At 60.8% G+C, this 12,946-nt stretch carries 11 protein-coding genes; 4 read left to right on the forward strand and 7 right to left on the reverse strand.

What is annotated here, in order from left to right:
* Positions 1-82 precede the first annotated feature (82 nt).
* The 3 genes from BN1118_RS14965 to dcuC form a co-directional block, all read right to left on the reverse strand.
* Complete coding sequence (locus BN1118_RS14965) at positions 83-1,726, reverse strand: hypothetical protein (protein ID WP_043556886.1); 1,644 nt, start codon at positions 1,724-1,726, stop codon at positions 83-85.
* 181 nt (positions 1,727-1,907) lie between these two features.
* Positions 1,908-3,569: a bifunctional metallophosphatase/5'-nucleotidase gene (locus tag BN1118_RS14970; protein WP_043556887.1), complete on the reverse strand. Its 1,662-nt coding sequence runs from the start codon at positions 3,567-3,569 to the stop codon at positions 1,908-1,910.
* Between the two features lie 145 nt (positions 3,570-3,714).
* A complete protein-coding gene (dcuC, locus tag BN1118_RS14975; RefSeq protein ID WP_043556888.1) occupies positions 3,715-5,067 on the reverse strand; it encodes an anaerobic C4-dicarboxylate transporter DcuC in 1,353 nt (450 codons plus the stop codon).
* A 336-nt stretch (positions 5,068-5,403) separates the two neighbouring features.
* Between dcuC and BN1118_RS14980 the strand changes: the two genes are divergently transcribed.
* Positions 5,404-6,003, forward strand: a complete 600-nt coding sequence (locus BN1118_RS14980) for a DUF922 domain-containing Zn-dependent protease (protein WP_172955331.1) — start codon at positions 5,404-5,406, stop codon at positions 6,001-6,003.
* Between the two features lie 89 nt (positions 6,004-6,092).
* Here BN1118_RS14980 and mnmC read toward each other — a convergent pair whose 3' ends face one another.
* Positions 6,093-8,111, reverse strand: a complete 2,019-nt coding sequence (gene mnmC, locus BN1118_RS14985) for a bifunctional tRNA (5-methylaminomethyl-2-thiouridine)(34)-methyltransferase MnmC2/FAD-dependent 5-carboxymethylaminomethyl-2-thiouridine(34) oxidoreductase MnmC1 (RefSeq protein WP_209428878.1) — start codon at positions 8,109-8,111, stop codon at positions 6,093-6,095.
* A 90-nt stretch (positions 8,112-8,201) separates the two neighbouring features.
* Here mnmC and fabB point away from each other — a divergent pair, with 90 nt between their 5' ends.
* Positions 8,202-9,413, forward strand: a complete 1,212-nt coding sequence (fabB, locus tag BN1118_RS14990) for a beta-ketoacyl-ACP synthase I (protein ID WP_043556891.1) — start codon at positions 8,202-8,204, stop codon at positions 9,411-9,413.
* A 62-nt stretch (positions 9,414-9,475) separates the two neighbouring features.
* On the opposite strand, the gene BN1118_RS14995 is transcribed toward fabB, so the two are convergent.
* From BN1118_RS14995 to BN1118_RS15005, 3 genes are all read right to left on the reverse strand, one after another.
* The gene (locus BN1118_RS14995; protein WP_043556892.1) at positions 9,476-9,970 is read right to left on the reverse strand and encodes a GNAT family N-acetyltransferase; all 495 of its coding nucleotides are present in this window, start codon (positions 9,968-9,970) and stop codon (positions 9,476-9,478) included.
* A gap of 120 nt (positions 9,971-10,090) precedes the next feature.
* On the reverse strand, positions 10,091-10,411 hold the full coding sequence (locus tag BN1118_RS15000; protein WP_043556893.1) for a DUF4377 domain-containing protein: 321 nt from the start codon (positions 10,409-10,411) through the stop codon (positions 10,091-10,093).
* Between the two features lie 95 nt (positions 10,412-10,506).
* Positions 10,507-11,793 carry a citrate synthase gene (locus BN1118_RS15005; RefSeq protein WP_042872295.1) on the reverse strand — a complete coding sequence of 429 codons (1,287 nt, stop codon included), beginning with the start codon at positions 11,791-11,793 and terminating at the stop codon, positions 10,507-10,509.
* Between the two features lie 424 nt (positions 11,794-12,217).
* Between BN1118_RS15005 and sdhC the strand changes: the two genes are divergently transcribed.
* The gene (gene sdhC / locus BN1118_RS15010; protein WP_011705795.1) at positions 12,218-12,607 is read left to right on the forward strand and encodes a succinate dehydrogenase cytochrome b556 subunit; all 390 of its coding nucleotides are present in this window, start codon (positions 12,218-12,220) and stop codon (positions 12,605-12,607) included.
* A complete protein-coding gene (sdhD, locus tag BN1118_RS15015) occupies positions 12,601-12,945 on the forward strand; it encodes a succinate dehydrogenase, hydrophobic membrane anchor protein (protein ID WP_042872296.1) in 345 nt (114 codons plus the stop codon). Before sdhC ends, sdhD begins: the two co-directional genes overlap by 7 nt.
* Position 12,946 lies beyond the last annotated feature (1 nt).

The raw sequence follows: 12,946 nt of genomic DNA on the forward strand, positions 1-12,946 counted from the left end.
GCTCCCTTCCCGGCGTGTGTTCATCCAAGCAAAAGGGCCGTCATTGTGATCAATGACGGCCCTGGCTGGCGATGGTGCGGGATCAGCGCCTGCGATAGAGGCCCGGGTCCACCTCTTCATACTGGCTCACCAGATATTGATAGAAGGCGAGGCTGGAAGGGGAGCTCGGTTTTTTCAGCTCGTCGGCAATCCGTTCCGGCTTGGCGATGATGAACTTGGGACTCTGGCGCTTGATGTCGGCCAGCACACGTTCACGCACGTCGTAGGGCGGATTGACGTTGGCAAAGAAGAGATAGGCGGAGGCCGGCTGGCGATCGGTCCACAGATAATATTGCGGCTGTATGCCATCGACCCAGATCTTGTCGGTCGGGCCGGTTTCGGCCTTGATCCGATCGACCCGTACCTGGGCCGGCGGGTTGAACGGCCTGCCCTTCAGGCTGCCTTCCCAGGCGTTGTTGAGCAGCAGGGCCAGCATGGCCAGCGAGGCGAGCCAGGGGGTGGCACTGCGCACATCCCAGGCGCGCCACAGGGGCACCAGGATCAGCACGGGCAGGGCCCACAACAGGCTGTTGCCGAGCACTTCCCGCACCCGCTCCAGCGACCACTCCTTGGTGCTCCAGCCGTATCCGAGCTGCTGGGCCAAGAGCCAGCTGGCGGTCAGTACCACCAGCGAGATGCAGAGCAGGCCGAGGCCATCGGCCTGCTGTTCGCTGCGATCCAGCAGGCAGGCAAGCGGCAGCAGGGCCAGCGGCAGATAGAGCACATCGTAGTGATCGAACACATGGCCGGAGACGGAGTTGGCGACCAGGGTAAACACCACGCCGAACAGGGTGGCGCACAGGGCGGGCAGATACCACTCCTGTCGCCGGCCCATCATGAGTACGATGAAGGCGGGCAGCAGCATGATGAGGCCGGTACGCAGCAGGCCGACGCTGCCCACATCCGGCGAGAAGCCGTTGCCGTAGCTCCCCTCGAAGAAGATGTCGAAGGCGTAATACTTGAATTCGGCCAGCAGGCTGTGGTGCTGGAAGTAGGCGAACAGGGGGCCGCCTATCAGGGCCAGACCCAGCAGGCTGGAGAACAGCAGGGCGAAGGCGCAGCGCCACTGCTCGCGCAGGCACCAGTGGCAGAACAGCACCAGATACCAGGCGCCCCAGAAGGCGCCGTTGTTGGTGCGCATCCAGGCCACGATGGCGAAGGTCAGCGCCGCCACCAGAGCCGGTCCCCAGCTGAAGCGCTTGTCCAGCAGCATGGTGATGAAGGCCCACTGGGCGAGGAGGGCCAGATGGAAGGTCCAGTCCTCGGTCATGTTGCCGTAGTAATAACGGGTGCTGTAGAGCGCCAGCACCGCCAGCATGGTGCCGAGGCGGGCGCGCAGGGAGAGGCCGAGCTGGCCGAATGCCTGCCAGCTGGCCAGCAGACCGAGCCAGCAGAGCGCCCACTCCAGCAGCCAGATCCCGAAGAAGCCAGCCAGGTTGTAGCCGAGTGCATCGAGGGCGAAGATCATGGGGCCCTTGATGTCGATCATGTCCCGATAGAGCACGCCCCCCTCACTCCACATCTTGCCCATCACAGCGAACAAGGACGCATCGAAGCCGGGAGCCATGCCATGAAACAGCGGGTTGCGCAGGCAGAACAGCAAGGCCAGCAGGCCGGTGAGCAGGATCACCAAGGGCCGCAGGCCCGGATTGACACGAGGAGGAGTAAAACGGATGGCATGATTCATGGGTGACCTGTTCCTGCTGGGAAGTCTCGAAAGCGGGCCTATCTTGCCGAGCCTGACTGCGCTATGCAATGGGCGAGGGAGATGTGCTTGAAATAATTTGCAAAAGTGCCGCCTTCTGGCAAGAAAGCGGCACTTTTTCATGACGAACGCGGCAGAAGCTGTGGCCTGAGTCCCCCAGGGGTCACGACACTACGCCAGGGCCCTGATACGCCAGCAGCGGCGGCATGACACTCAGCTCGGGCAGATAGCGGGCCCAGCGGATGAAGGCATCCGCCAGCGTGATGCCGAGCTCCTGATTGTGCTGGGTCAGGGTGCGGGCCAGCGCCGTGTAGCCCTCCTTGCCGGAGGCGGTATAGGCGCTTGAGACGCCACGATAGATGGCATCTGCCTCGACCGGTTGCCACTGACCTGGGCTCGCCTCCCACTCCAGCCGGGTGATCCTGGCCCCCTTGGGCTTGTCTGCCTGGTAGCTGAAACGGACCCCGGCAGTATAAGGAAAGCTGCCGCTGCCGTTGCCCGTCACACCGTTGTTGGTGGCGTTGTCGATGGCCCCCTCCAGCGCCTCGGCCAGTTCATGGCCGTGCACCCGATAGAGGGTGAGCGGAATGGCAAAGGGCAGCAGGCGACCGGCGATGTCCGCCTCGCTCAAGGGGCCGGGTTCGAGGGAGCAGCGCACGCCCCCGGCGTTGTGCAGGGCGAAATCCACCTGACCGACCTGCTCGCGGGCGCCGGTCAGCATGGCGTGGGCCACCAGGGGGGCAACCTGGCTGCCGGCGGGCAAATTGGCATCGGGCAGGCGCTGATGGTGCAGCGGCCCGGCGAGCCGGGTCACGATGCGCTGGGTCATGGTCTCGAGCTCGGGCCGGTAGCGCTTGGCCAGATGCAGCTCAAGTGCGGGAGCCGGCTCGCAGAAGTGCAGTCCGGCCGGCGGCACAGAGTCAAACGGCCAGGGTTGCCAGGGCAGCCACTCCAGCCGGCCCTGACTGCGTTGCACCCGGCCACGGGCGTCAAATTCCAGCTCGCACACCCCGAGACAGAGCGCGCTGTGGGCCGCGTGCAATATCGCCACCTCGTTCACCATCAGCGGATAGCTGCCGTCGCTCTCGAGCCCGAGCGGCGCCAGATCCCCCAGCTGACTGTGGGTGTGGCCGCCTATGATGAGGCTGAGTTCGGGAAAGCGGGCCGCCAGACGCTTATCCTGCTCCAGCCCCAGGTGGCTCAGCAAGATGATGTGGTGTATGCCTTCGGCCTTGATCTCCGCTAGCGCAGCAACCAGCGTCTCCTCTATGCCGTGAAAATGGGTATAGGCATCCGGGTTGGCGATGGCGGCCATCTGCGGCAGCGTGATGCCGAGCAGGGCGAAGGGTACGCCGTCTATGATGCGCTTGTGCCAGGGGCGGCTGGCATCATGCAGCATGGGCAGCCCCCTCAGCCGCAACGGGGTATCGGCCGGTTCCTGACTGCTGTCCAGGTTGGCGGCAAGCACAGGGAAGTCGAGCTGGCGCAAAAACTCCACCAGAGGACCGTTGCCCAGATCGAACTCGTGATTGCCGATCACCATGGCATCCGGTCGCAGCAGGCTCAGCAGATCTGCGTTGGCGCGTCCCTTGAATCGGTTGAAATAAAGCGAACCCTGGAAGGTGTCACCGCCGTGCAGGAACAGGCAGGTCTGACCCGCCGCGTCGGCCTGCTGGCGCAGGGCGGTGAGCCGGGAAAGGATGCGGGCATAGCCGCCACACTGAGTGCGCCACTCGGACTCGCCAACGGGGGAGAAGCGCATGGGGGCGCCATCGAAATGGGAGTGGCAGTCACTGAAATGGGCAAGTTGAACCGTAATACTCATCTCGGTCCTCCTTAGAGAAAAAAGAGCACAGAGTCTACTCCAAGCTCGGGGGAAGATACCAGCCCGGCAGGACGCCAGGCTGGTGAAACAATCGCCAGATCAGGCGGGGCCCTGGGTCAGGCCCCGCGCTGGTGCAGGCCGAATGTCAGGCGGGGACCATGATCTGGGTGGCGAGGATCACCACCACCAGGCCGACGGCGACCGGCACCGAGGTGCGCTTGACCACCTCGAACGGGGAGAGGTTGCCCATGCCCGCACAGGCGACCACCACGCCGGAGACCGGGGATATGGTGCGACCCAGGTTGGAAGCCTGCAGCATGGGGATGACCAGGTAGGCGGGATTGACGCCCAGACTGGTGGCAAGATGGGGAATTAGCTCCACGAAGGCGTAGAAGGGGGCGTTGCCGGAACCCGTGGTAAAGGCCGCCAATGTGGTGATGACCACCAGAACCAGCATGATGACGATGCCGCCTGTGCCAAAGCTTTGGGCCAGATCCAGCAGATTTGCGATGAAGCCGAGCCCCATCAGACCCTGGGCAAACACACCGGCACCCACCAGCAGCATGACTACGCCAGCGAAGGCGTCAGCCATGCTGCGCCAGCACACCTGCAGACCGTCGAGCAGCTCTTTGCCATTGCGCTTGCGCGCCAGTTCCAGCAGGGCGGCCAGCACCAGACAGATGACGATGATGGTCACTATGTCGAGCTTGGGGCCCAGTTTTCCATCAAACAGCAGCACGCCTATGATGGGGGTGAACGGCAGTATGGCGTAGAAGCCGGGGGCATCCGTGATGAGATCGCTCGGGGCGACAGGCTCATTGTGCTCGCCCGATTTCTGATCCAGATAGCGCTGCCAGAAGAAGTGGGTCACCGCCATAGCGGCGATGGCCACCAGCGAGATGGGCAGGGTCAGCTTGAAGGCAAAGTCGAGCAGCTCCATGTTGGCGGCCTGGGCGGCCATCACCACATCCCCCGAGGTGGGCGCCAGTATGATGGCGGCCGGAGAGGCGCACACCGCCGCCGCCGCGCCACGGGAGATCCCCATGTTGACCATCAGCGGGAACAGGGTGGCCATCAGCAGCACGCCGAGGCCGGTGGCGGAGCTCACCGCCAGCGACATGGCACAGGCCACCAGATAGGCGGCGACCAGCAGTATGTAGGGGGACTTGATGATACCGAGCGGTTTGCTGGCCAGCTTCACCAAGATGGTGTTGGCGCCTATGTGGCTCATGTAGCCGGCGAAGCCGCACAACACCATGATCAGCATGCCAAGGCCACCGCCACGATCCACCAGCAGGAAGCGCACATATTCAAAGACGTCGGTGGCCACGTGACCGGTGGAGGTGACGCTGGCAGGCAGTACGGCCTTGCCCATCAGGGCGGTAATGGTCAGCAGCAGCAGACCGCCGCTGAGCAGCACTCCGGTGGCCGAGTAGCCCTTGAAGATGTAGCGACCCACGGCCAGGGTGACCAGGGTGCCAATAAGGAGTTCCATCATAGAGTGAGTTCCTGAGTACGAAATGAAGGTGGATACATTTTTGGCGTCAACTTGGAGGTTAATCTGGCCAATCCCGAACTGTATCGACATAAAACTCGGTGATTATTATCCAATAAGGGGTAAGCCACCATGATGTCCATCATCACTTGTGATCTTGCTTGCAAATCAATGAAGGCGCGGGGTTGCGACTTGTCAACCTGACACTTAGGCTTTGTGACGGGAGTAGGTGACAGTCGCGGGGATCGCGGTTAATCTCCTGCTTCGAGTATTAATACGTTGATTATTAATTAAAATAACACCCCGGTCATCAACGAGGTCAAGGCAGCAGAAATGGGAATGGTCAGCAAAGTTTTCATGGTGGCAGCCTTGTTGTATGCCGCCGCGGCAGGGGCCGAAAGTTCCCGTTATGCCGGCATCAAGGTCGCGCCTGACATCAAGGTTGATTTCCAGTTTTACCGGGTTTTTGGACCGGATGTGGTCAGCGTGGCCCGCCAGATAGCAAAGCAGGGACAAACCCAGGCCAGAGGCCATATCGGCATGGCCAGCTACCAACTTTCCTGGCAGTTGCAGACCCGCCCCGAGGTCGATCGCTGCGCGCTGGAGCAGGTGAGGGTCACCACCCGGATCAAGGTGATGGTGCCGAACTGGATGGACAAGGCCAGGGCATCCGCCGCCGAGCGCCAGAAGTGGGACAAGCTGGTGGCCGCCATGTTCGACTATGAGAGCCGTCACAAGGACATCTTGCTGGAAAGCGTCAGCCAGCTTGGCATCCAGCTGGCACAACTGCCGGTGGAGCGTGATTGCGCCGCCCTGCAATATCAGGCCTGGCAACAGGGGCAGGGGGTGCTGGCCAGCTCGCGCGAGCGTTTCACCCGGTTGCAGCAGCAGACGGATCACGGCCGCAAATTGGGGCTGATCTGGCCCAAGGGCATCTAGCGCATCGGTCGCTGTTGACTGAGATAAAAACGGGCTCCCGCTGGGGAGCCCGTTTTTATTGGACTGGATCTGCCAACCGGAGCTGGCGGTCAGTTGAGGGGTTTGCCCTTGAGCAGCTTGCGCACCCAGTAGCGCGTCGGATGGAGCGCCTCCAGCAGATCGGCAGATAGCGGTAGTGGATCGCCACAGATCTCGCTGGCGAGCAGCTCGCCACATAGCGGTGCCGAGCAGAGGCCCCGTGAGCCGAGCGCCCCCAGCACATAGAGGCCGGGGTGCAGCGGCAGTGGTGCTGCGTTTTGCTGATCACGCTGAAGCTGGGCGTAGTGATCCGCCAGGTTTGCCAATCTGGCGATTGGCCCCACCACCGGCAGGTGATCCCGACTGGCGCAACGCACACCCACCCGCGCCTCATTGCCACTCACATCCACTTCGGCTGGCCAGCTCTGATCCGGCAGGCAGGCTTGCAGCCTGGCCTGGTTCTGCTGCTGTTCTTCTGCGCGAAACTCGAGGCTGTTCTGGTTGCGGCCGTAGCTGGCGCCGATGCAGTGCTGGTGGTTGTGCGCGGGCGTGAGGTAGCCGTCGTAACAGAGCACCGTCTTGAGCCGGCTCAAACTGGCCGTGGTCGGCACATGGCTCACCTGGCCGCGCACCGGATAGAGCGGCAGTTCGGCAAAGGGGAGCAGGGCGGGCAACTGGTGGCCGGCGGCGACCACCAGAATGGGAGCCTGCCATTGGCGGCCGGTGTCGCTCTCCACCCGCCAGCCATCCGCTCGCTCATCGATCGTCGTGATGGGGGTGTCATATTCCACCTGCAGCAGGCCGCTGGCCTGCGCCTCCCTGATGGCCGCGCGGGTGAGATCGGCCGGACAGAGCCAGCCCCCCAGCGGATAGCTGACGCCGCCATGGCCGCTGGGCAGGCCCGCGATCCGTTCGGCCTCTGTGGCCGAAAGGGAGTGCATCAGCTCGGGAGGGAAGGGACCCTGACCCATCTTGGCCAGTTTGGCGCTGGATTTGTCGTCATAGCCGAGCTGCACCACGCCGCACAGATCGAAGGCGATGGGGTGGCGCTCGGCCAGGGCCAGCAGCCGCTGGCGCGCATAGCCAAAGGCCAGCGAATAGAAGCGCGACAGCGCATCGTGCTCGCCATTGAGCAAGGGATAGAGGGCGCCCTGCCGGTTGCCGGAGGCACCGGTGGCGGGCTCGCGGCCTTCGCACAGGAGCGTCACCCTGCGGCCCCGCTCCACCAGCGAGAGCGCCGTCATGGCCGAGGCGATGCCGCCACCTATGATCAGCACCTCGCCGTCCGGGCCTGCGGGGCGGGCATACCAGGGGGCTATGGTCTGCACCGGTTGCTTGTCGGTGCGATCCCCTATCAGCATCTCCCGCTTGCTGCCGTGGCCCTTGACCTTTTTCATGGCAAAGCCTGCGGCAATCAGGCCGCGGCGAACGAAGCCGGCGCAGGTAAAGGTGGCAATGGAGGCGTCGGGGCGAGCGAGACGGGCCAGGCCATCGAACAATGCTTGCGTCCACATCTCGGGGTTCTTGGCGGGGGAGAAGCCGTCCAGATACCAGGCATCCACCAGCCCGCCCTCCTGATGGGGGACTTGCGGCAACATCTCCTTGATGTCGCCAAACCAGAGATCGAGCCGGATGCGGCCCTTGGCAAACTGCAGGCGATGGCAGCCCTGGACCGGCAGCGGCCACTGGGCGATGAGATCCTGGCTCAAGGGAGCAAGCTCGGGCCAGGCCGCCAGCGCCTTGCTCAGATCGCGCTGGGTGAGGGGATATTTCTCGAAGCTGATGAAGTGCAGGCGGGCGCCGTTGCCGGTTTGAGGCGCCTGTTCCAGGAAGGCGGCCATTGTCGCCAGAAAGTTAAGGCCTGTGCCGAAACCTGTTTCACCTATCACGAAACTGTCACTATCGTGGTGCGAAAATCGCGCTGGCAACCGATTTTGCTGCAAAAAGACGTAGCGGGTTTCACTTAGACCGTTATCATTGGAAAAGTACACATCCCCGAAGTCACTGGAGACTGGAGTTCCCGCTTCATTCCAGTCCAATCGGGCATGATGTAAGGATGTTTGACTCACGTTTTCCTCTGCTCGCGTCATAAGAACGCGGGCATTCTACGTGAAAGCAGACCAGTTTGGCAGCCGAAAGCGGGTAGACTCGGTGCCAGTTTTTCCAGACGAGATGAATTAATGAGAAGAGCAGTGATCACCGGTATCGGCGTCATCTCCAGTATCGGCAACAACAAGGAAGAAGTGCTGGCCTCCCTGAAAGCAGGTAAATCCGGCATCACCTATTCCGAGCAGTTCGAGCAGCACAACCTGCGCAGCCGTGTCTGGGGTAACATCAAACTCGAGCCGTCTGAACTGATCGACCGTAAAGTCATGCGTTTCATGGGTGACGCTGCGGCCTATGCCTATCTCTCCATGCAGCAGGCCATCGAAGATGCCGGTCTGCCGGAAGATCAGGTCTCCAACGAGCGTACCGGCCTGGTAGTCGGTTCCGGTGGTGCCTCCGGCAAGAACACCTCCGAGTCTTGCGACATTGCCCGCGAGAAAGGCGTCAAGCGGGTGGGCCCTTACATGGTGCCGCGCACCATGTCTTCCACCACCTCCGCTTGTCTGGCCACGCCGTTCAAGATCAAGGGTGTGAACTACTCCATCAGTTCCGCTTGCGCCACCTCTGCTCACTGCATCGGTCACGCCATGGAACTGATCCAGCTGGGCAAGCAGGACGTGGTCTTCGCTGGCGGCGGTGAAGAGCTGGACTGGTCCTCCACCATACAGTTCGACGCCATGGGCGCCCTGTCCACCAAGTACAACGACACCCCGGAAAAAGCGTCTCGTACCTATGACGCCGACCGCGATGGTTTCGTCATCTCTGGTGGCGGCGGCATCCTGGTGGTTGAGGAGCTGGAACATGCCCTGGCCCGTGGTGCTCACATCTATGCCGAGCTGACCGGTTACGGTGCCACCTCCGATGGCTACGACATGGTCGCCCCGAGCGGTGAAGGCGCCGTGCGTTGCATGAAGATGGCGATGCAGGGTGTTGGCACTGTGGATTACATCAACACCCACGGCACCTCTACCCCGGTTGGTGATACCAAGGAGCTGGAAGCCATCCAGACTCTGTTTGGCACCAAGGGTCCCAAGATCTCCGCCACCAAGGCGATGACAGGCCATGCGCTGGGCGCCGCCGGCGTACACGAGGCCGTCTACTCCCTGCTGATGATGGAGCATGGCTTTATCGCCCCCAGCATCAACATCGAGACCCTGGACGAGAAGGCCGAGGGGCTGCCCATAGTACGTGAGTACGAAGCGGCCGATCTCAATACCGTCATGTCCAACAGCTTCGGCTTTGGCGGTACCAACGCATCCCTGGTATTCAGCAAGTTCAAGGCTTGATGAGTCGATGATGTGAAAAAAGGCGCCGCAAGGCGCCTTTTTTATTGGCAATCGGGCGACCCTCAGGCGAGATCGGTCAAGGGCAGCCGCATATAGACGGCGCCCTCACCGTACTCGTCCAATGATTTTGGGGTCTTGGTGGGCACAAAGCCCTGCTTGCGCCAGAAGGCTGGGGCATCCTGCACCGCCACCAGTCCGGCATGCTCGTAACCTTCCGCGCTGGCGAAGGCGAGAGCGGTTTCCAGCAGCCGCTGGCCTATGCCCTTGCCGCGCGCCTGCGCTGACACGGCCAGATCGTGCAGATAGAACTCGTCGTTCCCCGCCAGTGTCTGCATGGGTACCGAGAGGGAGGGCGGCTGATGGGCGCGCCAGGGATGGCAGAGCAGGTAACCCAGTACCTTGCCCTGATATTCGGCCACCCAACAGCAGTCGGGAGCCAGTTCGGCCTTGTTGCTCATGACCTCGAGGGGTTCAGGATCCAGCTGATGATAACACTCATCCTGAATGGCCATGATGGTAGGCCAGTCATTGGCCCGGGTAGTGCGGATCTGGATCATAGTCATGGGGCATCGCTGCCTGGGTACGCTGATTAAATAATGTGTGCGTCAGCCAGCGTATCAGAATGCGGCCATGAACTGAACAATCATTTCCAAACGATGCCCATTATGGTGGGCGTCTTAACGAGCGGCCTGCTTGCTGACCAGCTTGATCAGGCGATAACGCAGGGAAGGGGCATCCGCCGGCACGTCGCTGAGTTGCTCCTTGCTGACGGTCAGCTGGTACTGGTAGCCGGGTTCAAACTGAAAGCCTTCTATCTGCTGATAAAAGAGAGTCCAGGCCTGCTGCTCGTCGCTGCGAACCTGCATGCATTGCATGGGGCCGACACCGACGCAGTGTACCAGCTGGCTGTTGATGTAGAGGGTTTCCCCCTGTGACGGGGTCGGTGCGCTCTGACAGGCGCTGAGCAGCAGGGCGGCGCTGATGAACAATGGTCTCATGATGGACTCCTTCTAAATCGAAAGGGGGCATTAGAGCGGCAAATAAAAAGGCGGTCAATGACCGCCTTAGTAACAAACCGTGTCGACTCAGCGCATCAACGCTGATCGAGCGGGGTGAATTCCCGTTGGGCCAGGCCGGTATAGAGCTGACGGGGACGGCCGATCTTCTGATCCGGGTCCGAGTGCATCTCGTTCCAGTGGGCGATCCAGCCGATGGTGCGGGAGATGGCGAAGATCACGGTGAACATGGACATGGGGATGCCGATGGCCTTCATGATGATGCCGGAGTAGAAGTCCACGTTCGGGTAGAGCTTCTTCTCGATGAAGTAGGGGTCCGACAGCGCGATGCGCTCCAGCTCCATGGCCACATCCAGCAGCGGATCCTTGATCTGCAGCTCTGTCAATACCTCGTGGCAGGTTTCGCGCATCACGGTGGCACGGGGATCGTGGTTCTTGTAGACCCGGTGACCGAAGCCCATCAGACGGAAGGGATCGTTCTTGTCCTTGGCGCGGCCGATGAACTCGGGGATGCGCTCCACTGAGCCTATCTCTTCGAGCATCTTGAGGCAGGCTTCGTTGGCACCGCCATGAGCCGGTCCCCACAGGGAGGCGATCCCGGCGGCGATACAGGCAAACGGGTTGGCACCGGAGGAGCCGGCCAGACGCACTGTGGAGGTGGAGGCGTTCTGCTCGTGATCCGCATGCAGGGTGAAGATGCGGTCCATGGCGCGTTCGACTATGGGGTTGACCTTGTACTCTTCGGTCGGCACGCCAAACATCATGTGCAGGAAGTTGCCGGCATAGGAGAGGGCGTTGCGCGGCTGCATGAACGGCTGACCGATGGAGTACTTGTAGCACATGGCGGCCAGGGTCGGCATCTTGGAGAGCAGACGGAAGGCACAGATCTCGCGGTGCTCTTCGTTGTTGATGTCGAGCGCATCGTGATAGAAGGCGGACAGCGCACTGACCACGCCACACATGATTGCCATGGGGTGGGAGTCACGACGGAAGCCGCGGAAGAAGAAGGCGATCTGCTCGTGCACCATGGTATGGCGGGTGACCAGACGTTCAAACTCTGTGTACTGCGCCTTGGTGGGCGCCTCGCCGTACAGCAGGATATAGCAGACTTCGAGGTAGCTGGCCTGGGTGGCCAACTGGGCGATGGGGTAACCACGGTGCAGCAAGACACCCTGATCGCCATCGATATAGGTAATGGATGATTTACAAGCACCGGTGGCCATAAAACCGGGGTCAAAGGTGAAGTACCCTTGCGCGCCCAATTTTCTGACGTCGATCACGTCGGGTCCGACAGTCCCTGACAGGATCGGTAGTTCTACCGGGTCTTTACCGGGCAGATGTAGGGTGGCTATCTTATCAGCCATAGCACGTCTCCTTTGCTCTTTTATAATTTGATTCCAGCTCTACTTTATTACGAGTTTGATGACGCTGGCAAAGGTTCTGACCCGTACCAGGGCGGCTGGAGCGCCTTATTTGAAACAGAGTTCAGGGGCGCTGTCAATTTTTCTGGATGATCATTAATGAGTTGTTAAATGAGTTGTGAGATCTGGTTTACGGTTTTGGGTTTTCTTTGTAGCTAATTGATTGTCATTGGTTAAGCCCGCCGATATACTGCGCCTCGTGGGTGATGGCTGTCGGTGTTTGAAACGCTTGCGCAAAGTCGGATGCGATATTGAAAATGTTGTTTTTGGCTTTTTTGAGTCGTTTTGGTAACAAAAACCTAACAAACGCCACTCCGTGCCCTCATAAGCGTGTAAAAACAATAACTAACGTGCTCAATGGAGCTGAGTGGGCAAAGCCGTGAAAAATAAACAGAGACCTGTAAACCTCGACCTACAGACGATCAGCTTTCCTGTCACCGCCATCGCTTCCATCTTGCATCGTGTCTCAGGGGTGATCACCTTTGTGGCGCTCTCTATCTTGCTGTGGATGCTTGGTACTTCACTCGCCTCTCCCGAAGGATTTGAAACCGTGGTGTCCATCATGGACAACTTCCTGGTCAAATTCGTGTTGTGGGGGATCCTGACTGCGCTGGCTTACCACATTGTGGGCGGTCTGCGTCATCTGGTCATGGATATGGGCTATTGGGAAGAGCTGGAATCCGGTAATCAGAGTGCCCGTGTGGCCTTCGTGATCACCGCGGTTTTGGCGGTATTGGCGGGAGTACTGGTATGGTAACCAATTCTGCAACATTCGGGCGCAGCGGTGTTCATGATTACATCCTGATCCGCGCCACCGCCCTCATCATGACGGCTTACGTCCTCTATCTGGTTGGCTTTGTCGCGTTCAATGACATCAGCTACGAGGTGTGGACCGGCTTCTTCGCCAAAACCTTCACCAAGGTATTCACCCTGTTGGCGCTGCTGTGCGTACTGATCCACGCCTGGATCGGTCTGTGGCAGGTGCTGACCGACTATATCAAGCCGGTGGGGCTGCGCGGTGCGCTGCAATTTGCCTTGGTAGTGGTGCTGTTTGTCTACCTGATGACCGGCTTCGTTGTGCTGTGGGGGGTGTAAG

This window comes from Aeromonas bestiarum (assembly GCF_000819745.1).
Classification (GTDB): domain Bacteria; phylum Pseudomonadota; class Gammaproteobacteria; order Enterobacterales; family Aeromonadaceae; genus Aeromonas; species Aeromonas bestiarum.